This is a genomic window from Rhodovulum marinum, assembly GCF_004343075.1.
Lineage (GTDB): Bacteria > Pseudomonadota > Alphaproteobacteria > Rhodobacterales > Rhodobacteraceae > Rhodovulum > Rhodovulum marinum.
This window is the reverse complement of sequence record NZ_SLXP01000003.1, coordinates 240,149-265,156: the sequence shown is the minus strand read 5'-3', so window position 1 is coordinate 265,156 and position 25,008 is coordinate 240,149. Positions and strand designations below refer to the sequence as shown.

Below are 25,008 nucleotides of genomic sequence, written 5' to 3'. Positions count from 1 at the left end.
GGGTGGGTTAGAGCAGCGAAAGCACCAGTTCGGCGACCCCGGACCGGTAGAGCCCATAGCCCGCAGCAGTCAGCGCCAGTGCGAGGGCAGTGACGCGCAAACGCTCCCCGCCGAGGATGTTGTAGATCATCAGCGCAAATCCCACGGGGAACGAAAAGATCATCATGGTCAGCGACATCGTGTAGACCGAAAGTTGCACCGGCAGGCGCGCGGGATCGGACAGACGCCCGCATGCGGTCGGCATGACAGTGGCAGGATTCATGGGCGGTTGGCTGGCGGTCGGGGGTATCCGGCGGAGTGCGTCTTCCCGCAAGGCAAGCGCTGGGCGATCGGTGTTGCAGGGTGGAAGGATTCGACGGGCGGAGAAGGGATCGCGTTGAACCGGTTGCAGCAGGTCGAGCGTGGGCCGCGGTTTTCTACGCAGGGCGCCGATGTCCGCCACCGGCCGGCGGAGCACCACGCGCGTGGGGGGAGTGTCACAATCCGGCTGTGAGCGATCGGTTGATATGGATGGCAGGCTGTCCGGGCTGTCGTGGGATTCTGGCGGAGCGGTCTTGCTTGCCGATGCCGTCGCGCCGGCTGTGGCGAGCGTTCCTTCGGGTTCAAGGCCGCGCAGTACACCTGTAGGCGCCGGGTGTTCGGTGTTCGCCGTTGGGGCCGTACATTGGCCGCCTGCGCAGGCAGCGGGTGCAATATTTACGCCCGGTCTTTCCGATGGACCAAAGGCAGAGGGCGCGGAGTCCTCGGGGCGCAGGCTGAGGAACAGACTGTCACTGGACAGCCGCAGCCCCTGGCCATCGTCACTGGCGCTCCCGGGGAAGGAGAGGCAGCTATTACGCGTCATGCGCGGAAACTCGGGCCTTGATGCGGACAGGCAAGGCGCTTGCCGAGTGGGGTTAACAAGCGTGGCAGCCACGCGGCTTTGGCAATCTGACATCGGTTCGCTCCGTCAGCCGGATTGTTTCGTTATGGTTAATGATCTCTGAAAGTGGAAACAAAAGGGCGATTTCTGGAAATTGTGATCCGCCGGCGCTTGGCAGGGATCTCGTGGCTGCGGTTCTCTCAAGCCATGGATTTTTTGTGCATTTTCCGGGGGCGTCAGCGGGATGCAGCAAGCCAACGTCTTGGGGGTTGGTACAAAAAATGCCGTAAAACCGCCGTATTCTGCTGCCAGCGCCAAAGATTCTGGGAGTAGGCCGGCATGAAAATGGGGCGCCCGAAGGCGCCCCATCCCATTTCGCACCGTGACCCGGGAGAACCGGATCAGCAGCTGTAATACATCTTGAACTCGACCGGGTGCGGCGTGTGTTCGAAGGCGTAGACCTCTTCCCACTTGAGTTCCAAGTAGCCCGCGATCTGGTCCTTGGTGAACACGTCGCCTGCCAGCAGGAAGTCGTGATCCTTCGCGAGGCTGTCCAGCGCTTCGCGCAAGGACGCGCACACGGTGGGGATGCCTTCCAGTTCCTCGGGCGGCAGATCGTACAGGTTCTTGTCCATCGCCTCGCCCGGATCGATCTTGTTCTTGATCCCGTCGAGACCGGCCATAAGCAGCGCCGAGAAGCACAGGTAGGGGTTCGCCGACGGGTCGGGGAAGCGGGCCTCGACGCGCTTGGCCTTGGGCGATTCAGTCCACGGGATCCGGATGCAGCCCGAACGGTTGCGGGCCGAGTAGGCGCGCAGAACGGGGGCCTCGAAGCCCGGGATCAGCCGTTTGTAGGAGTTGGTGGACGGGTTGGTGAAGGCGTTCAGCGTCTTGGCGTGCTTGAGCAGGCCGCCGATGTACCACAACGCCTCCTGGCTGAGGTCGGCATACTTGTCGCCCGCGAACAGGGGCTTGCCGTCCTTCCAGATCGACATGTTGCAGTGCATGCCCGAGCCGTTGTCGCCCGCGATCGGCTTCGGCATGAAGGTCGCCGTCTTGCCATAGGCCTGGGCCACGTTGTGGATGACGTACTTGTATTTCTGCAGGTTGTCGGCCTGTTTTTTCAGGCTGTCGAAGATCATGCCCAGCTCGTGCTGGCAGGTCGCGACCTCGTGGTGGTGCTTGTCGACCTTCATGCCGATCCGCTTCATCGTGGACAGCATTTCCGAGCGGATGTCCTGGCCTTCGTCCGACGGGTTCACCGGGAAATAGCCGCCCTTGTAGGTCGGACGGTGGGCAAGGTTGCCCGTCTCATACTCGGTGTCGGTGTTCCAGGCGGCATGCTCGACGTCGAGCGCATAGGACACCTTGTTCGGGCTGACCGCATAGCGGACGTCGTCGAAGAGGAAGAACTCGGCCTCGGGGCCGAAATAGGCCACGTCGCCGATGCCCGACGATTTCAGGTAGGCCTCGGCCTTCTCGGCGGTGCCGCGCGGGTCGCGGTCATAGGGTTCGCCAGTGTCGGGTTCGACCACGGAGCAGTGCACGCAAAGCGTCTTTTCCGCATAGAACGGGTCGATATAGGCGCTATCGGTATCGGGCATGAGTTTCATGTCCGAGGCTTCGATCGACTTCCAGCCGGCAATGGACGACCCGTCGAACATGAAGCCCTCGTCGAGGAAATCCTCGTCGACGAGATCGGACATCACGGTGACGTGCTGCAGCTTGCCGCGCGGGTCGGTGAAGCGGATATCGACATATTCGACATCCTCGTCCTTGATGGTCTTGAGAACCTTGTCCTTGCTCATGTGACCTTACTTCCCCTCTTCTTAGGTTGGTCGCTATGCACCGGGGGCGGGCCCGGCGGTCTGTGGGTGTGATTCAGAGCGCGTCTTCGCCGGTCTCGCCGGTCCGGATGCGGATCGCCTGTTCGACGGGCGACACGAAAATCTTGCCGTCGCCGATCTTTTCGGTCTTGGCGGCGTTCACGATGGCCTCGACGGCGGCGTCGACCTGGTCGTCGGGCAGCACCACCTCGATCTTAACCTTGGGCAGGAAATCCACGACGTATTCGGCGCCGCGATAGAGTTCGGTGTGGCCTTTCTGGCGGCCGAAGCCCTTGACCTCGATGACGCTGAGGCCCTGGACGCCGGCCTCCTGGAGCGCCTCCTTGACCTCGTCGAGCTTGAAGGGCTTGATGATCGCCTCGATCTTCTTCACGGCGCGAGACTCCTTCTGGGTGACGGTTCGTCGCCCGACAGATCACTTTCGTCGGGGGCGCACAATTGGGTAGTCTGGTGCTCCGAGGGGGGACTTCCTGAATCTTGATGAGCCGCCTAAAAAATAGGCAATATGATTTATTGTGCGGCGGTTTGAGAACATATTGAGCGCCTGTCATGTCCGAAATCCTTACATCTGCCCAAATGCGCGCCACCGAACGCGCCGCGATCGAGTCCGGGGCGACTTGCGGCCTTGAGTTGATGGAGCGGGCCGGGCGGGGTGTTGTCGAGGCTGTTCTCAGGGAGTGGCCGGCGGTTGGGGCCGGGCAGCAGCGTGCGCTGGTCCTGTGCGGCCCCGGCAACAACGGGGGTGACGGGTTCGTGGTCGCGCGGCTATTGCGTGACCGGGGCTGGCTGGTCGAGGTGTTCCTGTTCGGCCGGCCCGACCGGCTGCCACCCGATGCGAGGGCCAACCACGACCGGTGGTGTGCGATGGGCGGCAGGGTCCGCCCGCTGCCCCTCGACCCGGTGCCCGCCGTAGGTGACGCAGACCCGGTGATCGTCGACGCGCTGTTCGGCACCGGGCTGACGCGGCCGCTGGAGGACGATCTTGTATGTGGCGTGCTGGCCCTGCTCGAGACGGGGGCGTGTGCGGGCTGGCGCCGGGTCGCGATCGACGTGCCATCGGGTTTGTGCGCCGACTCTGGCAGGGTGCTGGGGCCGGAAGGTGGCCGTGGCGCCTTGCGGGCGGATTTGACGGTCAGCTTCCACCGACTGAAGCCCGGGCACATCTTGTCCGCGGGGCCTGCGTTGTGCGGACGTGTCGAGGTTGTGGATATCGGCTTGCCGGGCGGAGACGACCGGGACTGCGCACGTCTTCTGGACGATCCGGCGCCGCACGCGCGCCGCCTGCGAAAGCCGGCCGATGGTCACAAGTACACCTCGGGTCATGTGCTGACACTTGCGGGTGGGGCGGGGCGGACGGGGGCGGGCCGCCTGGCGGCGCGAGGGGCGTTGCGTATCGGTGCGGGGCTGGTGACGGTGGCCGCGCCGGACGCGGCGATACCGGAGGCGGCCGCACACCTGACCGCGATCATGCTGCGCCGGTGCGACGATGCCGACGCACTGACCGAGCTGTTGCGGGACACGCGGTTCAACGCAGTTTGCTTGGGCCCGGCTCTGGGGGCCGATGCACGCGGGGCCGGGCTGCTCCGTGCTGTACTGGATAGCGGTCGGCCCGCGGTGCTGGATGCGGATGCGCTGAGCCTGCTGGCCGGGGACAGGAATTTGCGCGACATGGTGCACGGGCGCTGTGTCCTGACGCCCCACATGGGCGAGTTCGCGCGGCTTTTCCCGGAGCTTTCCGCGCAATTGGCCATGCCGCCAGTGCGCGGTCCGGCGCTTTCGAAGATGGACGTCGCGCGGCGCGCCGCGGCGAAGACAGGTGCCGTGGTCCTCATCAAGGGGCCCGACACGGTGATCGCGTCCCCCGACGGCGGCTGTACGATCAGCGCGGCCGTTTACGAGCGCGCGGTACCCTGGTTGGCGACGGCGGGGGCCGGGGATGTGCTGGCTGGAATGATCGCGGGACTTTTGGCCCGCGGTCTGGCGCCGATGGCCGCCGCAGAAACCGCCGCATGGCTGCATGTGGAAGCGGCCCGCGCCTTTGGACCAGGTCTTGTCGCGGAGGATTTGCCTGAAATGTTGCCGAAGGTATTCCGTGAACTCGGGCTGTGACGGCGACCGAATTGCGCGCCTGCAGCGCACGCCTTTTCGTGCGCCGCCCGTGCCGGGCGGCGTTCGACTATTTGGGCCAAGAAAAAGTCGGGCGCTGGTGCGCGGGGTGATCGTTACGCCATTAGTTCCCTGTCGTAGGATGCGACACACGAGGGTGCAGCGCGGCGGCGAAGGGCAGAGCGGTCGTGCCGGATCGCGGGGTCGGTCAAAGCGTGGAGCGTCTGCTGGCGAACCCAGGGAAAAGCTCCGGAAACGGACGCTTTCCGGCGCGCTTTTTCCGCTCGCATCCGCTGCGGTGCTTTGCTAGAAGGACGCGGATTTTACGGGGGCGGTCCGGTGCGTCACGGGCGGCCCTCGCGGCTTTAGCGGGTGTGGCGGAACTGGTAGACGCACCAGATTTAGGTTCTGGCGCCGCAAGGCGTGGGGGTTCAAGTCCCTCCACCCGCACCAGGAACGAATGAAAAGGACGAAAACATGCAGGTCACCGAGACCCTCAATGACGGCCTCAAGCGCGGCTACACGATCACCGTGAGCGCTGCCGAGCTGGACGAGAAGGTCAACGAGAAACTCGCCGAGGCCCGGCCCCAGATCGAGATGAAGGGGTTCCGCAAGGGCAAGGTGCCGATGCCGCTTTTGAAAAAGCAGTTCGGCCAGCGCGTCATGGGCGAGGTCATGCAGGAGACCATCGATGGCGCGATGAACGCCCACTTCGAGGAGACCGGTAACCGTCCCGCGCTGCAGCCCGAGGTCAAGATGGTGGGCGAGGACTGGAAAGAGGGCGATGACGTCGTGGTCGAGATGACCTACGAAGCGCTGCCCGATATCCCCCAGCCGGACCTCAAGTCGCTGAAGCTGGAAAAGCTGGTGGTCAAGGCGGGCGATGCCGAGATCGACGAGGCGCTGGGCAAGCTGGCCGAGAGCGCGCAGAACTTCGAAGATCGGCGCAAGGGCTCCAAGGCGAAGGATGGCGACCAGGTCGTGATCGATTTCGTCGGCAAGCTGGGCGAGGAGCCTTTCGAGGGCGGCGCGGCCGAGGATTACCCGCTGGTGCTGGGGTCGCAGAGCTTCATCCCCGGTTTCGAGGATCAATTGGTCGGGGCCAAGGCCGGTGAAGAGGTCACCGTTACCGTGACTTTCCCCGAGAATTACGGTGCGGAGAAGCTGAAGGGCCAGGAAGCGACCTTTGACGTGACCGTCAAGGCGGTGAAGGCGCCGAAGCCCGCTGAGATCGATGACGAACTGGCCAAGCAGTTCGGCGCCGAGGATCTGGACGCGCTGAAGAAGACGGTGGCCGAGCGGCTGGAAGGCGAGTTCGGCGGTGCGGCCCGTGCCGTGATGAAACGTGCGCTGCTGGACGTGCTGGATGAGAAGGTCAGTTTCGACCTGCCGCCGAGCCTGGTGGAGGCTGAGGCCAAGCAGATCGCGCACCAGCTGTGGCACGAGGAGCACCCGGAGGTGCACGACCATAACCATGGCGAGATCGAGCCGACCGAAGAGCACCAGAAGCTGGCCGAGCGTCGGGTGAAGCTGGGGCTTCTGCTGGCCGAGATCGGGCGCAAGGCCGAGGTCAGCGTTTCCGACAACGAGATGACCCAGGCCGTGATGGCCCAGGCGCGGCAATATCCGGGCCAGGAACAGCAGTTCTTCGAGTTCGTGCGCCAGAACCAGGCGCTGCAGCAGCAGATCCGCGCGCCCATTTTCGAGGACAAGGTCGTCGATTACATCTTCGAACTGGCCGACGTGACGGAGAAGGAAGTTTCGAAGGCCGATCTGGAAAAGGCGGTCGAGAAGCTGGAAGAGGAATGAGCGCACCCAAGTCGCGTTAGGGATTTCGAGGGCCGTCCGGTTGGGCGGCCCTTTTCTTTATGGCGGTGCGCAGTTGGCCAAACAGGGGGTGGTCAATGGAGCGTCGATGACGGCGCATGCCGCAGCCTGGTGCGGTAGGCATGATCAACGCGCGCCATGTTCTTTCAGGAAATCGCGCCAAGGTGCCTGATCCCGGATGAGCGTCGGTGGGGCGCTGCGCGCCGGCACGGCGATCGAAGGCATCCAGGAATAGCTCGGGCACATGACCGAGGGGGGACATGTGTCGCGCGGTCGAAGAGCAGGGCCCGGTCGATACTGGATCATCCGATTTGCATGGGCCGAGCGGCATGACAAAGGGGCCGCACCCGGACAGGATGCGACCCCTTGAAAACGGCTTGGCGTGGTGACGGATCAGTCCGCGCGGGGCTGTTCCTCGTTCGTGCCTTCGGTCTCGGCCACGTCGGCAAGGTTGTCGTCTTCGGACGCGGCGGAGCCGATATCGTCGAACAGTTCGGCGATTTCGAACTCGGCGGCGGCCTCTTCCTCGGCGGCCAGTTCCTGGATCGACTTGCCCGAGGCCTGCAGTTCGGCCTCTTCGGTCGAGCGGGCGACGTTCACCTTGACGGTGACCTCGACCTCGGGGTGCAGCGTCACGGTGACATCATGCAGGCCGAGTTCCTTGATCGGACTGATCAGGACGACCTGCTTGCGGTCGACCGAGAACCCCTCTTCGGTTGCGGCATCGGCCACGTCGCGGGTGGTGACCGACCCGTAGAGGGCACCCGAATCCGAGGCCGAGCGAATCACGACGAATTGCTGACCGTCGAGCTTGCCGGCCAGAGCCTCGGCCTCTTTCTTGGTTTCGAGGTTGCGCGCCTCGAGTTGGGCCTTGTCGGCCTCGAACCGGGCGATATTGGCCTCGTTCGCGCGCAGCGCCTTGCCCTGCGGCAGCAGGAAGTTGCGGGCGTAACCGTCCTTGACGTTGACGACTTCGCCCATCTGGCCAAGCTTGGCCACGCGTTCCAGAAGGATAACTTGCATGTCGCTTGCTCCTTACTTCACGGCGTAGGGAAGAAGAGCGAGGAAACGCGCGCGCTTGATCGCACGGGAGAGTTCACGCTGTTTCTTGGCCGAGACGGCGGTGATGCGCGAGGGGACGATCTTGCCCCGCTCGGAGATGTAACGCTGCAGCAGGCGGGTGTCCTTGTAGTCGATCTTGGGCGCGTTATCGCCCGAGAAGGGACAGACCTTGCGGCGGCGGAAAAACGGTTTTGCGGCCATGGTTTGGGCTCCTTTGCTCAGGCTGGATCAGCGACGCTCGCGGCGGTCGCCGCGTTCTTCGCGTTTCTGCATCTGGACCGACGGGCCCTCGGCGTGTTCGTCGACCTTGATGGTCAGCACGCGCATCACGTCGTCATGCAGCCGCATCAGGCGCTCCATCTCCTGGACGGCCGGCGCCGGGGCGTCGGTGCGCAGGAAGGCGTAGTGGCCCTTGCGGTTCTTGTTGATCTTGTAGGCCATCGTCTTGACGCCCCAGTACTCGTGGTCGACGAGCTTGCCGCCGTTATCCGCAAGAATGGTGCCGAAATGTTCGATAAGGCCCTCGGCCTGCGCGTTGGACAAGTCCTGGCGCGCGATGAACACATGCTCGTAAAGCGGCATGGTCTCTCCAGTTCTGTTTCGGGTGCGCTTCAAAGGGCGGGGCCTATGGTCTTCCGCGTCCCGCCCACGAGAGGCCGCACCGATCACGTTCGTCGCGGAAGACCTGCGCCTTATACAGAGCCGCGCGCATGATGCAAGCCCGGCGCCATGCCCGCCGGTCCGTGCGCCGGTGTTGCCCGGCCCCTGCCGCACATGGCCCGAGACGGTGGCCCGCTCTGGTATATCGCCAAGTGCACCGCTAGGCTCGCGCGCGATACCGTCCCGGGGCTGGCCATGTTGAGACTGTTTTCAAGGCGTCCGATCACCAGGATCGGCCTGACGCCGCCCGCACCGACGCCTGATCGCGCGGGTGTGGCGGTTGTGCTGATCGTGCGCGACGAAGAACGTCATATCGGCGAATGGGCGGGATTTCATCGTGATGCGGGCGCGGCCCATTTCGTCGTCTACGACAACGGATGCCGGGACGCGACGATTCCGCGGCTGACGCGGGCGCTGGGCGAGAAGTTGACGGTGATCCCCTGGCACCAGCGGCTGACCGATGCGGGCACCGGGCGCGAGATCCATAACCAGGTCCTGGCCTATGCCCACGCGATGCGGAATTTTGGCGGGCGGTTCCGGTGGATGGCCTGCATCGACGCCGACGAGTTTCTGGTGCCGAAGCGCGCGACGAGCCTGGACGCGGCGCTGGCACATCTGGGCGATATCCCCTCGGTGACGTTGCCGTGGCACAATTTCGGCCGATGCGGCCATGTGGATCCGCCCGAAGGCGGCATCGTCGCGAACTTCACCCGCCGTGCAGCTGATCCGATGAGCGGCGCGCGGGGGGTGACGAATTTCAAGACGCTGGTCGACGCGACGCGGGTTACCGCGCTGAAAGTGCACAGCGTCGAGATCGACGGGCAGGGCGTGACCTGGAATGATCGGGGCGAAAGGACGACCCTGAAGGGGCGGTTCGAACGCGGTTTCTACTCGGCCGATCATTTGCAGCTGAACCACTATTATGCCCGGTCCGAGGCCGAACTTGCCGCCAAGATCGCGCGGGGATCGAACCAACGTGTCGAGGCGGCGCGCCACGCCGCGCGGGTGCGGCGCAACGTGGCGAATATCGAGGCCAACGAAGTCGAGGACCGCGTGGCGCCCGACTTCCTGGACCGGCTGCGCGGCAGGCCGTCGCCTGTCGTTTCCTGCGACTTGTGAACCCTGACCGTAGCCGATAGACCCTCCGGAAATCGTCGAGGGAGTAGTATGCCTATGCGTGCATTCGTGTTTCCGGGCCAGGGGGCGCAGACCATCGGGATGGGCCGGGCGCTGGCCGACGCCTACCCGCAGGCCCGCGCGGTGTTCGAAGAAGTTGACGACGCGCTGGGCGAAAAGCTGTCGGCGCTGATCTGGGAGGGCGAGCAGGAGGCCCTGACACTGACCCGGAACGCCCAGCCCGCGCTGATGGCGACATCCATGGCGGCGATGGCGGCGCTGGGGGCCGAGGGCGTGACGGTGACGGCAGCGAGTTTCGTGGCCGGGCACTCGCTGGGCGAATACTCGGCGCTTTGTGCGGCGGGGGCGATCAGCCTTGCCGATACCGCGCAGCTTTTGCGGGTGCGCGGCGAGGCGATGCAGGCGGCGGTCGGGGTTGGCGAGGGCGCGATGGCGGCGATCCTTGGCCTTGATCTTGGCGCCGTGCAACAGGTCGCCGCGGACGCGGCCGAGGGCCAGGTGGTACAGGCGGCCAATGACAACGACCCCGGCCAGGTGGTGATCTCGGGCCACAAGGCGGGAGTCGAACGCGCCGTTGCGCTGGCGCAGGAGAGAGGCGCGAAACGCGCCGTGATGCTGCCGGTTTCCGCGCCATTCCACTGTGCGCTGATGGAACCGGCGGCCCAAGTGATGGCCGAACGTCTGGCCGATGTGACAATCGACGCGCCGCTGGTTCCGGTCGTGGCGAACGTGCGGGCCCAAGCGGTCAGCGACCCCGTCGAGATCCGCGCGCTGTTGGTCGAACAGGTCACGGGCGTGGTCCGCTGGCGCGAGTCCGTCGCTTGGATGGCGTCCGAGGGTGTTGGCGAAATCTGGGAAATCGGTGCGGGCAAGGCCCTTTCCGGGATGGTCCGTCGGATCGCCCGAGAGGTCGTCTCGCGCCAGGTCGGCACGCCCGAAGAGGTGACGGCGGCCGTGGAAAGCATGAGCTGAGGAGACGAGATGTTCGATCTGAGCGGAAAATGCGCGCTGGTGACCGGCGCCTCGGGGGGGATTGGTGGCGAGATCGCGCGCGCGCTGCATGCGCAGGGCGCGACGGTTGCTTTGTCCGGCACGCGGGAGGATCCGCTGAAGGTGCTGGCCGCGGATCTGGGCGAGCGCGCGCATGTTCTGCCCTGCGACCTTTCGGACCCCGCGGCCGTCGACGCGCTGCCCGGCCGGGCGGTCGAGGCAATGGGCGGGCTGGACATCCTGGTGAACAACGCGGGCATCACCCGCGATACCCTGTTCATGCGGCTCAAGGATGACGACTGGCAGGCGGTGATCGACGTCAACCTGACGGCGGCGATGCGCCTGTGCCGCGGGGCGCTTCGCGGCATGATGAAGGCGCGCTGGGGGCGGATCGTCAACATCACCTCGGTGGTGGGAACGACGGGCAACCCGGGGCAGGCGAATTACTGCGCGGCCAAGGCGGGGCTGGTGGGCATGTCGAAGTCGCTGGCCCAGGAAGTCGCGGCGCGCGGCATCACGGTGAACTGCGTCGCGCCCGGGTTCATCGAAACGGCGATGACCGACAAGCTGACCGAGGAGCAGAAGGCCGGCATCCTGGGCGCGGTGCCGATGGCCGCGATGGGCACACCTGCCGATATCGCCGCCGCGGTGGTCTATCTGGCCAGCGCCGAAGCGGGCTATGTGACCGGCGCGACGCTGCACGTGAACGGTGGAATGGCGATGGTCTGAGCCGCGCGATAGTGGCGCGGCGAGGAGCCTTGGGGCGGCCGTGAGCCTGCGACGGGAAAGCGTTTGCCTTGGGTAAGTGATGTGTTATAGGCGGCGCGAGTTCGTCGGGGGGGTTCCCCGCGCTTGCCGGTTCTCCGCCCGCGCGGGGACAGACGCGGCCCCTCGTGGCCAACAGCAATAAGACGGGCGCGCTGCCTGAACAAAGTGAGGAACAGATATGAGCGACATCGCGGATCGCGTTAAGAAGATCGTCGTCGAGCACCTGGGCGTCGAAGAGGACAAGGTGACCGAGAACGCCTCGTTCATCGACGATCTGGGCGCGGACAGCCTGGACACGGTCGAGTTGGTGATGGCTTTCGAAGAAGAGTTCGGCATCGAGATCCCGGACGATGCGGCCGAGACCATCCAGACCTTTGGCGACGCGGTGAAGTTCATCCAGGAAGCCTCGTGAGATTGACGGCACCCCTCACACTGTGATTGGAACGGCGCCCCTGGGGCGCCGTTCGTCTTTTCGGAGGCGGGCGTCTTGGCAGGAAGGCTGCGAGGCTGGGAAAGACAGCGCTGGACCAGCTTTGGATTGTCGGCATCCGAACCCAAATGTGCACCATGCGGCGAGAATACGGCGCGGTTTCTGAGGGCTGTCATCTGCTGTCGTCAGCATGGCCGGATGTGGATCGAACATGGAATCATGCGGCTAGGAGCGCTCGAGGGCGGCGGTATACGTTTGGTAGTCACTGAACACGCGGTTGAATTCTGCCTGCTCGACAAACTCCGAAAGGGCGAGGCCGCTGGAACGGGAATGTGACGATGCGATGCGGGGGTAACCGGCGCCGGCCGGCCCGCAATACGCACCGCATCTGCGATTTGATGGGCACGTCGCGCCGAGGCTTGCTGCCCATAAGGTCAAGTTCGAGGACCATGTTTTCGGCCGGCAAGCTGGTCCCTGTGGGGTGTGACGCAGCGCCGATGCCGGTGCGGTTGCGCGTATCTTTCCGGAACAAGGCACCGCTACCTGGGGCGCGCGCGACTTGCCGAGGCCGGTCGAACCGCTGTATCAGGGCGCCGAACAAGGGCTTAGGGCTAGAACGAGGAGGGGCGCATGCGTCGAGTGGTGGTGACCGGGCTGGGGATGGTGTCCCCGCTGGCCTGCGGTGTCGAGGAAACCTGGACGCGTCTCATCGAGGGGCAATCGGGCATCGGTCCGATCAGCCGGTTCGACGCATCGCGCGTGGCGACCACCTATGCCGCCGAAATCCCGTTCGGCGACGGGACCGGCGGCACGTTCAATCCCGACGACTGGATGGAGCCCAAGGAACGGCGCAAGGTGGATGATTTCATCCTGTACGGCATGGCAGCGGCGACGCAGGCGGTCAAGGACTCCGGCTGGGAACCCGTCACCGAGGAAGAACGCGAGCGCACCGGCGTCATGATCGGGTCGGGCATCGGCGGGCTGTCGGCGATCGCCGATACTGCGGTGCTGCTGCAGGAAAAGGGACCGCGGCGGGTGTCGCCTTTCTTCATCCCGTCCGCGCTGATCAACCTGGCCTCGGGGCAGGTGTCGATCCGGTTCGGTTTCAAGGGGCCGAACCATGCGGTGGTAACCGCCTGTTCGACCGGAGCGCACGCCATCGGCGATGCCGCGCGGCTGATCCAGTGGGGCGATGCCGACGTCATGGTGGCGGGTGGAGCGGAAAGCCCGATCTCGGAAATCGGGATCGCCGGGTTCAACGCCTGCAAGGCGCTATCGACGAAACGGGGCAACGATCCGCAATTGGCCTCGCGGCCCTGGGATGCGGACCGGGACGGTTTCGTGATGGGCGAGGGCGCGGGCGTCGTCGTTCTTGAGGAATACGAGCACGCGAAGGCGCGTGGTGCGAAAATCTACGCAGAGATCCTGGGCTATGGGCTGTCGGGCGATGCCTATCATATTACCGCGCCGTCCGAGGATGGCGACGGCGGCTATCGGTCGATGCAAGCGGCGTTGAAACGGGCCGGCATGACGCCCGCCGACATCGACTATATCAATGCGCATGGCACCTCGACGATGGCCGACACGATCGAACTGGGCGCGGTCGAGCGGTTGTTGGGCGATGCGGTCGATACGGCGACGATGTCGTCCACCAAGTCCTCGGTCGGGCATCTTCTGGGCGCGGCGGGTGCGGTCGAGGCGATCTTCTGCATCCTGGCCATGCGTGACCAGGTGGCGCCGCCCACGCTGAACCTCGACACGCCGCCCGAGGGCGTGCGGCTGGACCTGGCGCCCAAGGTGGCGAAGAAACGCGAGATCGGGGTGGTTCTGTCCAACTCGTTCGGGTTCGGGGGCACGAATGCGACGCTGATCATGGGGCGTGGTGACCTCTGATGTGGCGATCCATCGCCTCGAACGCGCTGACGCTTTTTATCGTGCTGTTCCTGTTGGCGGGTGGCGGGCTTATCTGGGGGCAACGCCAGTATACCGGCCCCGGCCCACTGGAAGAGCCGATTTGCCTTCGTGTCGAGCCCGGCTCGACGATGGGGCGTGTTTCCCGCCAGCTTGGCGACGAGGGGGCGATTTCGAATTCGACGATCTTCCGGCTGGGGGCGAAATACACCGAGAAATCCAGCTTGCTGAAAGCCGGCAGCTTTCTCGTGCAGCCTGGCGCGTCGATGGAGGAGATCGTCGACATCGTGACCCGCGGCGGCCGGTCGACCTGTGGAACCGAACTGAATTTCCGTATCGGCATCGTCAGTGCCGAGGTGCAGTTGCGCGAGTTGGACCCGGCGACGAGCCGTTATGTCGAGGTGATGGCCTTTGACCCGGCGGCCGGGGAAATTCCGCAGGACTACGCCGAGAAGCGCGCGGCACCGGATCTGCGCTTTCGGGTGACGCTGGCCGAGGGCGTGACAAGCTGGCAGGTGGTCGAGGAACTGAAGGCGGCCGATTTCTTGAACGGAGACCTTGTCGAGCTGCCCCCTGAGGGCAGCCTGGCGCCGGACAGTTACGAAGTGTCCGAAGGCATGCGGCGGGACGAATTGGTGGCCGAGATGCAGGAGCGTCAGTCGAAGATTCTGGAAGACCTCTGGGCGCGCCGGGCGGATGGCCTGCCGATCGAAACGCCGGAGCAGGCGCTGGTCCTGGCCTCGATCGTCGAAAAGGAAACCGGGGTACCGGAAGAACGCCGCCAGGTGGCCAGCGTTTTCGTGAATCGTTTGCGGCAAGGGATTCGGCTGCAGACGGACCCGACGGTGATCTACGGCCTTACGGAAGGCAGGGCACCGCTGGGACGTGGCATCCGTCAAAGCGAATTGCGCCGCGAAACGCCGTGGAACACCTATGTGATCGATGGTCTGCCGCCAACGCCGATCGCCAATCCGGGCCGGGCCTCGATCGAGGCGGCGCTCAACCCCGATAGCACGGATTACCTGTTCTTTGTGGCCGATGGGACGGGGGGGCACGCTTTTGCCGAAACCCTGGCCGAGCATAACGAGAACGTGGCCCGCTGGCGCCGGATCGAGGCAGAGCGGCAGGAGGGGGTTCAGTAGGCTTCTGTTAACTATTTGTTTACAATAAACTTCTTGACTCTGCGAGCGGTCTGGCGTATACCTTCAGGCAAGCTGGAAGACATGGGATTGGCGGCCCGGGGATACTCCCCGAGGCCGCCTTTTTCGTGCCTTCGCCTGCGACGGGGGTCAGCGAGGCAATCAGGCAAGGACGGCATGGCAACACTAGAAGCCCCGCAAGCGGAAGACGCAGGGGTCCGGGCGGTGCTCGAAGAAGCCGAGGAGCACTACAGGCGCACCATCCGGGCCTTGAATGACATCATAGAAGAAGTTGAGGCAGGCAACACCGAGCGCGCGCGCGCGCTTCGGGGCGCGCTTTCGGATCTTGGAAAGGCGGTCCAGACCGCGTTCGACGAAAGGTTACGAGTTGACAAGCTTCTCCGGCAGGAATCGGGTGGCACCCGCGAGCATACCCTCGACCTCGTCACGGCACGCCTTGAGGTCGGGCGCCGACTGGATCGCCTGCGCACCACGCGAGGAACAGACGGCCTTCCTTGAAAGCCTGGATGACGGGGCGTTGCTCGCGTTGCCCTTTCTTTTCGAGTTTTGGGCGTTGCCGCACCAGTTGCCGCCAGAGGGCGATTGGCGTTGCTGGGTCGTCCTCGGCGGGCGCGGCGCGGGAAAGACACGCGCGGGTGCAGAGTGGGTTCGATCCGAGGTGGAGGGGGCCAGGCCACTTGATCCTGGGCGGTCCCGGCGGGTGGCACTGGTGGGTGAAACCGTCGACCAGGCCCGCGAGGTGATGATCTTCGGCGAAAGCGGTCTGATGGCCTGTTCGCCACCCGATCGTCGCCCGCGCTGGGAAGCGACGCGTCATCGGCTGGTCTGGCCGAATGGGGCGGTCGCGCAGGTCTTCTCGGCACATGATCCGGAAAGCCTGCGCGGGCCGCAATTCGACGCGGCCTGGGCCGATGAGCTGGCGAAGTGGAAGAAAGCCGAGGAGACATGGGACATGCTGCAGTTCGGTCTGCGGCTGGGACCGTCGCCGCGGCAATGCATCACGACGACGCCGCGTAACGTGGCGATATTGCGATCGATCCTGTCGAACCCGATGACGGTCGTCAGCCACGCGCCGACCGAGGCGAACCGCGCGAACCTCGCCGCGTCGTTTCTGGAGGCGGTACGCACCCGGTATGCCGGCACACGGCTGGGCCGCCAGGAACTGGACGGCGTGTTATTGGAGGAATCCGATGGCGCGCTTTGGACGCTTGCGCAGATCGAGACGGCAAGGATCGACGCCGCCCCGCCGCTGGACCGGATCGTGGTGGCGGTCGACCCGCCGGTCAGCGGGCACGGCAATTCGGATGAATGCGGGATCGTGGTCGTGGGGGCCCAGACCGAGGGGCCGCCGCAGGAGTGGCGGGCCGTCGTTCTGGAGGATGCCAGCTTGGCCGGAGTGGCACCCACGGTGTGGGCGCAGGCCGCGATCGAGGCGATGGAACGCTTTGGTGCCGACCGTCTGGTGGCAGAGGTCAACCAGGGTGGAGACCTGGTCGAGACGGTGATCCGTCAGCTTGATCCGCTGGTGCCGTTCCGAGGGGTTCATGCCTCGCGCGGGAAGGCGGCCCGGGCCGAGCCCGTCGCCGCGCTTTACGAGCAGGGCCGGGTGAACCACCTGCGCGGACTTGAGGCGCTGGAAGATCAAATGTGCCGGATGACGGCGCGCGGTTTCGACGGGCGGGGCAGTCCCGACCGCGTTGACGCGTTGGTCTGGGCGATCCACGAACTGATGATCGCACCGGCCGCCCATTGGCGCAGGCCACGGGTGCGGAGCCTGTAGGGCGCCGCCGAAGACAGTCAGACCGGCCGCGACGAAGTGGCCGTTTCACCGATGAGGTCCGGCCGCGGCAATCCCGCGGCACGGGCCTTTTTCTTGGGCCCTGGACGGGCAGCGACAGCGAAACCGGAGGAGCTTAGCCCATGAAGTTCAACATTTTCCGCAGTGCGGAGCGGGTGGTGCCCGAGGCGAAGGCATCGGCCACGGGGCCGGTGATCGCATGGTCGGGCGCCGGCCGCGTGGCGTGGAGCCCGCGGGATGCCGTTTCGTTGACCCGCAACGGGTTCATCGGCAACCCGGTGGGGTTTCGGGCGGTGAAGTTGATCGCGGAAGCAGCGGCTGCGCTGCCGCTCGTCTGCCGCGATGCGGACCGGCGCTACGAGACGCATCCCGTGATCGAATTGGTCGGTCGGCCGAACCCCGCGCAGGGGCGGGCCGAGCTTTTCGAGGCGCTTTACGGCCAGCTTTTGCTTTCGGGTAACGCCTATCTCGAGGCGGTCGGCGGCGAAGGTGGTCTGCCGTTCGAACTGCACGTCCTGCGGTCGGACCGGATGCATATCGTGCCAGGCCGTGACGGCTGGCCGGTGGCCTACGATTACGTGGTCGGAGGGCGCAAGCACCGTTTCGACATGACGGTGGCGGCGCCGCCGATCTGCCATATCAAGGCTTTCCATCCGCAGGACGACCATTACGGGCTGTCGCCGATGCAGGCCGCAGCAACCGCGATCGACGTGCATAACTCTGCCTCGCGCTGGTCCAAGGCGTTGCTTGACAATGCTGCGCGGCCCTCTGGGGCGATCGTCTATCGGGGATCGGACGGCAACCAGTCGCTTAGCGAAGACCAGTATGCGCGCCTGCAGGACGAGATGCTGGCCTATCACCAGGGCGCGGCCAACGCCGGAAGGCCGATGCTATTGGAGGGCGGTCTGGATTGGAAGCCGATGGGCTTTTCGCCATCGGATATGGAATTCCACCGCACCAAGGAGGCCGCCGCGCGCGAGATCGCGACCGCGTTCGGGGTGCCGCCGATGATGCTGGGGATCCCTGGCGATGCGACCTATGCCAACTACCAGGAGGCCAACCGCGCCTTTTACAGGCTGACGGTTTTGCCGCTGGTGGCGAAGGTCGCGGGCGCGGTAGCGGATTTCCTGTCCCGTTTCACCGACGACGCGGTGCAGTTGCGCCCGGATCTTGACCAGGTTCCGGCGCTGGCCGCCGAGCGTGATGCGCAATGGGCGCGTATCGCGGCGGCCGATTTTCTGACCGAGGACGAGAAACGCGCGCTCCTCGGCCTACCGGCACGGCCGGAGGACGCATGAAACCCCCGGCCGAACGGTCGGGCTCCAGGTTTCTCTATGCGCCATTCGAAGTGGCGAACGCGCGGATCGACGCCAATGAGCGGGTCTGGGAGGAGCGCTGGACAGCGCTCGAGTTCCGTCTGGTGCGGATCGAGACCGCGCTTGAACGGTTGGAACGAAGGATGTGGCTGACCGTCTATGGCGTGGTGGCCGTGATCTTGACGGAAGGCGTGGCCTCGCTGGTGACGGCCGCGCCCTGAAAGGGGAGTTCGCATGATCGGATACGACACGGAAGTCGGGCTGGAGCGCAAGTTCTGCCAGCCGGACGCGCCACTGGCGCTGGGCGAAGGCGCGGCAATCGAGGGTTATGCCTCGCTGTTCGGCGCGACCGACCAGGGGGGGGACGTGGTGCAGGCGGGGGCCTATTCGGGCTGCCTCAAGCGGATGGCGGCCGAGGGGCGTCGGGTCAAGATGCTGTGGCAGCATGATCCGACGCAGCCGATCGGCATCTGGGACGAGGTCCGGGAGGACGGGCGCGGCCTGTACGTGAAGGGGCGCCTTCTGACCGAGGTGGCTCGGGCACGCGAGGCGGCGGCATTGATCGCGGCCGGCGCGCTCGACGGGCTTTCCATTGGCTATCGCACCAAGCGAGCCGAACGGGATGCAAGCGGGCGCCGGCTCCTCGCCGAGCTGGAGCTTTGGGAAGTGTCGCTGGTGACTTTCCCGATGCTTGCCGATGCGCGGGTGGGCGCCAAGGCGGAGGAAACCGCCGAGGCGCTTTTTCGTGAGTTGGCGGAGGCCTTTTCGGGCGCCCGCCACGTTTTGGCCGAGGGCTGAGTGCCGAAGGCCGCAAGGACCGATCTCAACAAGGACGGACAAGCGACATGACCGAGACCGAGACCAAGTCCGGCGGGAGCCAAGCCCCGGCGGTGGAAGTGAAACAGGCTCTGAACTCGTTCCTGAGTGATTTCAGGGAGTTCCAGGCCGACGTGAAATCCAGACTGCAACAACAGGAAGAGCGACTGACCATGCTGGACCGGAAATCCCAACTGAATGGTGCCGCGCGTCGTCCCGCGCTGTCCCATTCCGCCGATTTCGATGCGCCGCACAAGAAGGCCTTTGCGGCCTACCTGCGCAACGGCGATGACGACGGCCTGCGTGGCCTTGAACTTGAGGGCAAGGCGCTCGGCACCTCGGTCGCGGCAGAGGGCGGCTACCTGGTCGATCCCGAGACCTCGGAAGCGATCAAGACGGTGCTGAAATCGACCGCCTCGATCCGCTCGATCGCACAGGTCGTGACTGTCGAGTCGACTTCCTACGATGTGCTGGTGGACCACACGGATATCGGCTCGGGCTGGTCCACGGAAACCGCTAACCAGGTCGAGACCGACACCCCCCAGATCGAGCGCGTTTCGATCCCGCTTCACGAGCTGTCTGCCATGCCCAAGGCCAGCCAGCGACTGCTGGACGACTCGGCGTTCGATATCGAGGGCTGGCTTGCGGAACGCATCGCCGACAAGTTCGCCCGCGCCGAAGCCGCCGCCTTCATCGCCGGAGACGGTGTGGACAAACCGAAGGGGTTCCTGTCGCATCCCCATGTTGCCGAAAGCGCCTGGGCCTGGGGCCGCCTCGGATACGTTGCGACCGGCATGGAGGGCGATTTCGACGCGGTATCGCCCTCGGATGCGATCCTCGACCTCGTTTATTCGCTGGGTGCCGAATACCGGGCGGGGGCGAGCTTCGTGATGAATTCGCGCACCGCGGGTGCTGTGCGCAAGATGAAGGATGCCGATGGCCGCTTCTTGTGGTCGGACGGGTTGGCCGCGGGCGAACCCGCACGCCTTTTGGGGTATCCGGTGCTGATCGCGGAGGACATGCCCGACATCGCCCCCGATGCCACTGCCATCGCCTTCGGCAATTTCCAGGCGGGCTATACCGTCGCCGAACGACCGGATCTGCGGGTGCTGCGCGATCCGTTCTCGGCCAAGCCGCATGTCCTGTTCTACGCGACCAAGCGCGTGGGCGGCGACGTGAGCGATTTCGCCGCGATCAAGCTGCTGAAGTTCTCGGCCTCCTGATGGTCTGACCGAGACGCCGTCCCCGGATGTGCCGGGGGCGGTTTGGCGCGCGCCGGGGCTTGTCCGGTCCGTCCAGCTGTTCCCTCCGTCGGGGTGGGTCGGGACGGCGCGCGCCAGCACTGCGCGGGGGATAAGCGGAGAGACCATGACATGATGCTGATCGAGCAGACGACGGTGCCGGCCACGGCGCTGCCTCTGGACCGGTTCAAGGCCCACCTTCGCCTGGGAACGGGTTTTACCGAGGACGGGGCCGAGGATGCGCTGTTGGAGGCGTTCCTGCGGGCCGCGATGGCGGCGATCGAGGGACGCACGGCCAAGGTCATCCTGACGCGGAGCTTTACCTGGGGGGTCTACAACTGGCGCGACGGCTCGCGCGAGACGCTGCCGGTCGCGCCGGTGACACGGATCGCAGAACTGAGAGTCGTGGACCGGCACGGAACGGTCTGCCCTTGCGATCCGTCGAGTTACCGGCTGGAACGCGACACCCATTTCCCCCGCCTGGCCGCGGCCGGGACGCTGCTGCCGTCGATCCCTCCGGGCGGTACGGCCGAAGTCGATTTCGATGCGGGGTTCGGTCCGAGTTGGGACAGTGTGCCGCCGGATTTGGGCCAGGCGGTGTTCCTGTTGGCCGCCCACTATCACGAGAACCGGCACGAGGCGGCGTTGGGCGAGGGCCATATGCCATTCGGGGTTCTGGCGCTGATCGAGCGCTGGCGGCGGATGCGTCTGACCGCGGGGGGCGCCACATGAAGCGGCCGCCGATTCTGAACCGCCGCCTTGTCCTGGAGGCGCCCGAGCGGGCACCGGATGGCGCCGGTGGCTATGTCGAGACCTGGATTGAACGCGGAGTCCTTTGGGCCGAAATCAGCCCTCGCACCGGCGGAGAGCGCGCGGGCGAAGAGCTTACGCTGGCGCGGGTGCCCTATCGCATCATCGTGCGGGGTGCGCCCGCCGGCGCCGAAGCACGCCCCGCGCCCGGACAGCGGTTTCGCGAGGGCGCGCGGCTGTTTCAGATCCGTGCCGTGACCGAAGCGGATGCGCGGGGCCATTACCTGACCTGCTTTGCCGAAGAGGAGATCCCGGCATGAGCTATGGTGCGGCGGCCGCCTTGCAGGCGGCGATCTACCAGCGGCTTGCGGGCGATGCCGCGTTGGCCGCGCTGGTCGGGGGCGCGATTTACGACGTGGTGCCTGCGGGGGAACTACCCGCCACCTATGTCAGCCTCGGCCCCGAGGACGCGCGCGATGCGTCCGACAAGACGGGCGAGGGTGCGCTGCATTACCTGACCATTTCGGTGGTCACCGTCGAGGCCGGCTTTGCCCAGGCCAAGGCAGCGGCGGGGGCGATTTCCGACGCGCTTGTCGGTGCGCCGTTGACACTCACCCGCGGCACGCTGGTCGGGCTTTGGTTCGACAGGGCCCGCGCTCGCCGCGTCGGTGCCAAGGACGAGCGCCGGATCGACCTGCGCTTTGCCGCCCGGGTCGAGGACGACTGAAAATCTAATCTGGAGTGAGCGAAATGACGGCGCAGTATGGCAAGGACCTTCTGATCAAGCTTGACCTCGACGGGGCCGGGCAGTTCGAAACCATCGCGGGACTGAGGGCCACCCGCATCAGCTTCAATGCCGAACAGGTGGACGTCACCAGCCTGGAGAGCGAGGGCGGTTGGCGCGAACTGCTGGCGGGTGCCGGGGTGAAATCGGCCTCGATCAGTGGCAGCGGCGTTTTCAAGGACGCAGAGACCGACGCACGCGCCCGGCAGGTTTTCTTCGATGCCGAGACGCCGCAGTTCCAGATCGTGATCCCTGCTTTCGGCGTGGTTTCGGGGCCGTTCCAGGTGGGCAGCCTGGAATATTCCGGCAGCCATAACGGCGAGGCCACCTACGAGCTGACGTTGGCCTCGGCCGGCTTGCTGACATTCACGGCGTTCTGATGATGGCCAATCCACATGCAGGAGAAGTTGCGCTGATCGTCGATGGTGAGCGCCGGGTGCTGAAGTTGACTCTCGGGGCGCTGGCAGAACTCGAGGCGGCAATGGGCGCGGACACGCTGGTGGCGCTGATCGAACGCTATGAGGACGGCACTTTCGCGACCCGCGATGTGCTGGCCTTGCTGCTTGCGGGGTTGAGAGGCGGCGGATGGGAGGGAACGCCCGCCGACCTGGCGCGTGCCGATATAGGCGGAGGACCGATCGCCGCGGCGCAGGCGGCCGCCCTGCTTCTGGCCCGCGCCTTCACGCTGCCCGAGGCGACCCATGGTGGGGTTTGACTGGGGCGCGCTGATGAAGGCCGGAATCAGGGGGCTTGGGCTGAGGCCTGCGGAGTTCTGGGCGCTGACACCGGCCGAGCTGATGCTGATGCTGGGTGCCGTCGGTGGCCCGGCACCCATGAGCCGCGCGCGGCTGGAAGAGCTCGCGCGCGCCTTTCCCGACAACAAGAAGGATCAAGGATAGGCCATGGCCCAGGCAGAAGATCTCGAGTCGTTCGAGGCGCAGATGGAAGCGCTGGAGACGACCCTAGGTGGCGCGCGGGGCACCGCCGCGGCCTTCGAACTGGAACTGGTGCGGATGCGCGAAAGCCTGACGCTGACCAATCGCGAGGTTGGCAGCCTTTCGCGGTCGATCGGCAGCGGGTTGAGGAGCGCCTTTGACGGGCTCGTCTTCGACGGGATGAAGCTTTCGGACGCGCTGAAATCCGTGGCCAATTCGATCGTCAACGCAACCTATTCCGCAGCGGTCAAGCCGGTTCAGAACCAGTTGGGCGGGCTGCTTGCAAGCGGGATCGAAGGTTTGGTGAACGCCGCCGTTCCCTTTGCTGGAGGCGGAGCTTTCACCCAGGGCAGGGTGATCCCTTTCGCAACCGGCGGCGTTATCGACCAGGCCACGATGTTCCCGATGCGCGGGGCCACCGGCCTGATGGGTGAGGCCGGTCCCGAGGCGATCATGCCACTGTCGCGCGGTTCCGACGGCCGGCTGGGTGTCCGGAGCGACGGTGCCAGCCGACCGGTTCAGGTCGTCATGAACATCTCGACGCCCGACGCGCAGGGTTTTGCCCGCAGCCAGAGCCAGATTGCTGCCGAGATGAGCCGACTGATCTCGCGTGGGCAGCGCAACCGATAATCCGGAGGATGATGCATGGGGTTTCACGAGGTCCGTTTCCCGGCCAACCTGAGCTTCGGCTCTGTCGGCGGGCCGGAGCGGCGCACCGAGATCGTGGCGCTTGCCAACGGTTTCGAGGAACGCAACACGCCCTGGGAACATGCACGCCGGCGCTATGATGCCGGCGTGGCCATGCGCTCGCTCGATGATATCGAGGCGCTTATTGCATTCTTCGAGGCGCGGCGCGGTCAACTGTACGGGTTCCGGTGGAAGGACTGGTCTGACTACAAGTCCTGCCCGCCCTCGCGTGAGCCGGCCTTCGACGACCACGTGATCGGGTATGGCGACGGGGCCGCGACGGCGTTCCAACTGACCAAGACCTATGTCTCGGGCGCAAATTCTTATGTGCGGCCGATCACCAAGCCCGTCGCGGGCAGTGTGAAGGTCGGCGTTGACGGTATCGCGCTGACCGAGGGCGTCGGCTTCGAGGTCGATACCACGACCGGGATGATCACGCTGGACACCGCGCCAGAATACGGGGCTGCGGTGACTGCAGGGTTTCAATTCGATGTCCCGGTACGCTTTGATACCGACCGGATCCAGACCTCGGTGGCAAGCTTCCGGGCCGGCGACGTGCCCTCGGTGCCGGTTGTGGAGGTTCGGGTCTGATGGCGATTTCCGACGAGATGCAGGCCCATCTGCTGGGCGGGGCAACGACGTTGGCGCGGGCCTGGGCGATCGACCGGCGTGATGGGGTGGTGCTGGGGTTTACCGACCATGACAGGAACCTTGCATTCGAAGGGATCACGTTCCGCGCCGAGACGGGGATGAGCGCGCGTGCACTCAGCCAGACCACGGGTCTGTCGGTGGACAATTCTGCCGCCGTAGGCGCGCTGAGTTCGGAGGCGATCACAGAGGATGACGTCGTGGCCGGGCGCTATGATGGCGCCGGGCTGCGTATCTGGCTCGTGAACTGGAACGATGTCGAGCAGAGGGTGCCGCTTTTCGTCGGTTGGCTGGGCGAGATATCGCGCGTGGGCGGCGGTTTCGAGGTCGAGATCCGCGGCCAGGCCGAGGCGCTGAACCAGCCGCAGGGGCGTGTCTACCAGATGCCGTGCTCGGCCGTTCTGGGGGATAAGGCCTGCGGTTTCGACACGACACGGCCTGGTTTTTCCGTACATCTGACGGCTGACAGGATCGACTCGCGCCGCATATTCCGGTTCGAGGATTTTTCGGGTTTCCTGCCGCGCTGGTTCGAAAATGGCCGTCTCGAGGTGACCTCGGGACCGGCGACCGGGCAGATCGGTGTCATCAAGGCCGACCGCGAAGAGAGTGGGGCCCGTGTCATCGAGCTTTGGTCCGAGCTCCGTGGCGCAGTCGCGCCGGGCGACACGATCCGGCTGGTCGCCGGATGTGACCGGACGGCCGCTTCATGCCGCTGGAAATTCAATAATTTCATGCGGTTTCGTGGTTTTCCCCACATCCCCGGCGAGGATTGGCTGATGAGCTATCCGTCCCAGTCCGGGGTCAATGATGGCGGGAGTCTGAATCGATGAGCAAGATGGGAGACCGTGCCGCCGAAGAGGCTCGGCGCTGGCGCGGCACGCCCTACCGCCACCAAGGGTCGATGCTGGGGGCCGGGGCCGATTGTCTCGGGCTGTTGCGCGGCGTTTGGCGCGCGCTTTACGGCACCGAACCCGAGCCGGTGCCCCCCTATACACCCGACTGGTCGGAACCTCAGGGTGAAGAGACGCTTTGGCAAGCGGCGCGACGGCATCTGGTCGAGAAGTCGATTGCGGATGAGGCTGTCGGTGACGTCATTCTTTTCCGGCTGCGCGATAGCGGCGTGGCGAAACACCTGGGCATCCAGGGCGACACGGGGCCGGGCGCGACGTTCATCCACGCCTATCACGGCCACGGCGTGGTCGAAAGCCCGCTCTCCGCCCCTTGGGCGCGGCGCATCGTGGCGCGGTTCGAATTTCCTGAAAGGACGTAACTT

The 25,008-nt window shown here is 65.5% G+C and carries 30 protein-coding genes and 1 tRNA gene; 25 read left to right on the top strand and 6 right to left on the bottom strand.

Annotated features, from left to right (window positions below; all coding sequences use genetic code 11):
• Positions 1-7 precede the first annotated feature (7 nt).
• From EV662_RS07250 to EV662_RS07240, 3 genes are all read right to left on the bottom strand, one after another.
• The gene (locus EV662_RS07250; RefSeq protein ID WP_132461485.1) at positions 8-244 is read right to left on the bottom strand and encodes a hypothetical protein; all 237 of its coding nucleotides are present in this window, start codon (positions 242-244) and stop codon (positions 8-10) included.
• 1,019 nt (positions 245-1,263) lie between these two features.
• A complete protein-coding gene (gene glnA / locus EV662_RS07245; RefSeq protein WP_132461484.1) occupies positions 1,264-2,670 on the bottom strand; it encodes a type I glutamate--ammonia ligase in 1,407 nt (468 codons plus the stop codon).
• Positions 2,671-2,743: 73 nt separating this feature from the next.
• Positions 2,744-3,082, bottom strand: a complete 339-nt coding sequence (locus EV662_RS07240; RefSeq protein WP_132461483.1) for a P-II family nitrogen regulator — start codon at positions 3,080-3,082, stop codon at positions 2,744-2,746.
• Between the two features lie 176 nt (positions 3,083-3,258).
• On the opposite strand from EV662_RS07240, the gene EV662_RS07235 reads away from it, so the two are divergent.
• The 3 genes from EV662_RS07235 (at position 3,259) to tig (ending at position 6,624) form a co-directional block, all read left to right on the top strand.
• Positions 3,259-4,818, top strand: coding sequence for an NAD(P)H-hydrate dehydratase (locus EV662_RS07235; protein ID WP_132461482.1), 1,560 nt, complete (start codon positions 3,259-3,261; stop codon positions 4,816-4,818).
• 365 nt (positions 4,819-5,183) lie between these two features.
• Positions 5,184-5,268, top strand: a tRNA-Leu gene (locus EV662_RS07230).
• Between the two features lie 24 nt (positions 5,269-5,292).
• On the top strand, positions 5,293-6,624 hold the full coding sequence (gene tig / locus EV662_RS07225) for a trigger factor (RefSeq protein WP_132461481.1): 1,332 nt from the start codon (positions 5,293-5,295) through the stop codon (positions 6,622-6,624).
• Between the two features lie 411 nt (positions 6,625-7,035).
• On the opposite strand, the gene rplI is transcribed toward tig, so the two are convergent.
• The 3 genes from rplI to rpsF are packed head-to-tail and all read right to left on the bottom strand — an operon-like array spanning position 7,036 to position 8,286.
• Positions 7,036-7,665 carry a 50S ribosomal protein L9 gene (gene rplI, locus EV662_RS07220; RefSeq protein WP_132461480.1) on the bottom strand — a complete coding sequence of 210 codons (630 nt, stop codon included), beginning with the start codon at positions 7,663-7,665 and terminating at the stop codon, positions 7,036-7,038.
• A gap of 12 nt (positions 7,666-7,677) precedes the next feature.
• On the bottom strand, positions 7,678-7,905 hold the full coding sequence (gene rpsR / locus EV662_RS07215; RefSeq protein WP_068246410.1) for a 30S ribosomal protein S18: 228 nt from the start codon (positions 7,903-7,905) through the stop codon (positions 7,678-7,680).
• Between the two features lie 27 nt (positions 7,906-7,932).
• Entirely contained in the window at positions 7,933-8,286 is a 354-nt protein-coding gene (gene rpsF, locus EV662_RS07210; RefSeq protein ID WP_132461479.1) for a 30S ribosomal protein S6, read from the bottom strand.
• Positions 8,287-8,559: 273 nt separating this feature from the next.
• Here rpsF and EV662_RS07205 point away from each other — a divergent pair, with 273 nt between their 5' ends.
• From EV662_RS07205 to EV662_RS07100, 22 genes are all read left to right on the top strand, one after another.
• Positions 8,560-9,483 (top strand): glycosyltransferase family 92 protein, encoded by a 924-nt coding sequence (locus EV662_RS07205; RefSeq protein WP_132461478.1) that lies wholly within the window; start codon positions 8,560-8,562, stop codon positions 9,481-9,483.
• 54 nt (positions 9,484-9,537) lie between these two features.
• Positions 9,538-10,473, top strand: a complete 936-nt coding sequence (gene fabD, locus EV662_RS07200) for an ACP S-malonyltransferase (RefSeq protein ID WP_132461477.1) — start codon at positions 9,538-9,540, stop codon at positions 10,471-10,473.
• A gap of 9 nt (positions 10,474-10,482) precedes the next feature.
• The gene (gene fabG, locus EV662_RS07195) at positions 10,483-11,220 is read left to right on the top strand and encodes a 3-oxoacyl-[acyl-carrier-protein] reductase (RefSeq protein WP_132461476.1); all 738 of its coding nucleotides are present in this window, start codon (positions 10,483-10,485) and stop codon (positions 11,218-11,220) included.
• A gap of 217 nt (positions 11,221-11,437) precedes the next feature.
• Positions 11,438-11,671, top strand: a complete 234-nt coding sequence (locus tag EV662_RS07190) for an acyl carrier protein (RefSeq protein WP_132461475.1) — start codon at positions 11,438-11,440, stop codon at positions 11,669-11,671.
• A 648-nt stretch (positions 11,672-12,319) separates the two neighbouring features.
• Positions 12,320-13,582: a beta-ketoacyl-ACP synthase II gene (gene fabF, locus EV662_RS07185; protein ID WP_132461474.1), complete on the top strand. Its 1,263-nt coding sequence runs from the start codon at positions 12,320-12,322 to the stop codon at positions 13,580-13,582.
• Entirely contained in the window at positions 13,582-14,742 is a 1,161-nt protein-coding gene (gene mltG / locus EV662_RS07180; RefSeq protein WP_132461473.1) for an endolytic transglycosylase MltG, read from the top strand. The genes fabF and mltG overlap by 1 nt, the downstream gene beginning before the upstream one ends.
• Positions 14,743-14,916: 174 nt before the next feature.
• A complete protein-coding gene (locus tag EV662_RS07175; protein WP_132461472.1) occupies positions 14,917-15,258 on the top strand; it encodes a hypothetical protein in 342 nt (113 codons plus the stop codon).
• Positions 15,218-16,540, top strand: coding sequence for a DNA-packaging protein (locus EV662_RS07170; RefSeq protein WP_243695802.1), 1,323 nt, complete (start codon positions 15,218-15,220; stop codon positions 16,538-16,540). The genes EV662_RS07175 and EV662_RS07170 overlap by 41 nt, the downstream gene beginning before the upstream one ends.
• 140 nt (positions 16,541-16,680) lie before the next feature.
• Positions 16,681-17,856, top strand: coding sequence for a phage portal protein (locus EV662_RS07165; protein ID WP_132461470.1), 1,176 nt, complete (start codon positions 16,681-16,683; stop codon positions 17,854-17,856).
• On the top strand, positions 17,853-18,095 hold the full coding sequence (locus EV662_RS07160; RefSeq protein ID WP_132461469.1) for a GTA head formation protein, RCAP_rcc01685 family: 243 nt from the start codon (positions 17,853-17,855) through the stop codon (positions 18,093-18,095). The genes EV662_RS07165 and EV662_RS07160 overlap by 4 nt, the downstream gene beginning before the upstream one ends.
• A 13-nt stretch (positions 18,096-18,108) precedes the next feature.
• Positions 18,109-18,672 carry an HK97 family phage prohead protease gene (locus EV662_RS07155; RefSeq protein WP_132461468.1) on the top strand — a complete coding sequence of 188 codons (564 nt, stop codon included), beginning with the start codon at positions 18,109-18,111 and terminating at the stop codon, positions 18,670-18,672.
• 47 nt (positions 18,673-18,719) lie between these two features.
• On the top strand, positions 18,720-19,913 hold the full coding sequence (locus EV662_RS07150; RefSeq protein WP_132461467.1) for a phage major capsid protein: 1,194 nt from the start codon (positions 18,720-18,722) through the stop codon (positions 19,911-19,913).
• A 150-nt stretch (positions 19,914-20,063) separates the two neighbouring features.
• Positions 20,064-20,663, top strand: coding sequence for a head-tail connector protein (locus EV662_RS07145; protein WP_132461466.1), 600 nt, complete (start codon positions 20,064-20,066; stop codon positions 20,661-20,663).
• Positions 20,660-21,001: a head-tail adaptor protein gene (locus EV662_RS07140; protein WP_132461465.1), complete on the top strand. Its 342-nt coding sequence runs from the start codon at positions 20,660-20,662 to the stop codon at positions 20,999-21,001. The genes EV662_RS07145 and EV662_RS07140 overlap by 4 nt, the downstream gene beginning before the upstream one ends.
• On the top strand, positions 20,998-21,408 hold the full coding sequence (locus EV662_RS07135; protein ID WP_132461464.1) for a DUF3168 domain-containing protein: 411 nt from the start codon (positions 20,998-21,000) through the stop codon (positions 21,406-21,408). Before EV662_RS07140 ends, EV662_RS07135 begins: the two co-directional genes overlap by 4 nt.
• A 23-nt stretch (positions 21,409-21,431) precedes the next feature.
• The gene (locus EV662_RS07130; RefSeq protein WP_132461463.1) at positions 21,432-21,845 is read left to right on the top strand and encodes a phage major tail protein, TP901-1 family; all 414 of its coding nucleotides are present in this window, start codon (positions 21,432-21,434) and stop codon (positions 21,843-21,845) included.
• A gap of 2 nt (positions 21,846-21,847) precedes the next feature.
• Positions 21,848-22,180: a gene transfer agent family protein gene (locus tag EV662_RS07125; protein ID WP_132461595.1), complete on the top strand. Its 333-nt coding sequence runs from the start codon at positions 21,848-21,850 to the stop codon at positions 22,178-22,180.
• Positions 22,167-22,364, top strand: a complete 198-nt coding sequence (locus EV662_RS07120) for a rcc01693 family protein (RefSeq protein ID WP_132461462.1) — start codon at positions 22,167-22,169, stop codon at positions 22,362-22,364. Before EV662_RS07125 ends, EV662_RS07120 begins: the two co-directional genes overlap by 14 nt.
• Positions 22,365-22,367: 3 nt before the next feature.
• Positions 22,368-23,030 carry a phage tail tape measure protein gene (locus EV662_RS07115; RefSeq protein ID WP_132461461.1) on the top strand — a complete coding sequence of 221 codons (663 nt, stop codon included), beginning with the start codon at positions 22,368-22,370 and terminating at the stop codon, positions 23,028-23,030.
• A gap of 15 nt (positions 23,031-23,045) precedes the next feature.
• Positions 23,046-23,678: a DUF2460 domain-containing protein gene (locus EV662_RS07110; RefSeq protein ID WP_132461460.1), complete on the top strand. Its 633-nt coding sequence runs from the start codon at positions 23,046-23,048 to the stop codon at positions 23,676-23,678.
• On the top strand, positions 23,678-24,565 hold the full coding sequence (locus EV662_RS07105; protein ID WP_132461459.1) for a DUF2163 domain-containing protein: 888 nt from the start codon (positions 23,678-23,680) through the stop codon (positions 24,563-24,565). Before EV662_RS07110 ends, EV662_RS07105 begins: the two co-directional genes overlap by 1 nt.
• Complete coding sequence (locus EV662_RS07100) at positions 24,562-25,005, top strand: NlpC/P60 family protein (protein WP_132461458.1); 444 nt, start codon at positions 24,562-24,564, stop codon at positions 25,003-25,005. The genes EV662_RS07105 and EV662_RS07100 overlap by 4 nt, the downstream gene beginning before the upstream one ends.
• Positions 25,006-25,008: the final 3 nt, after the last annotated feature.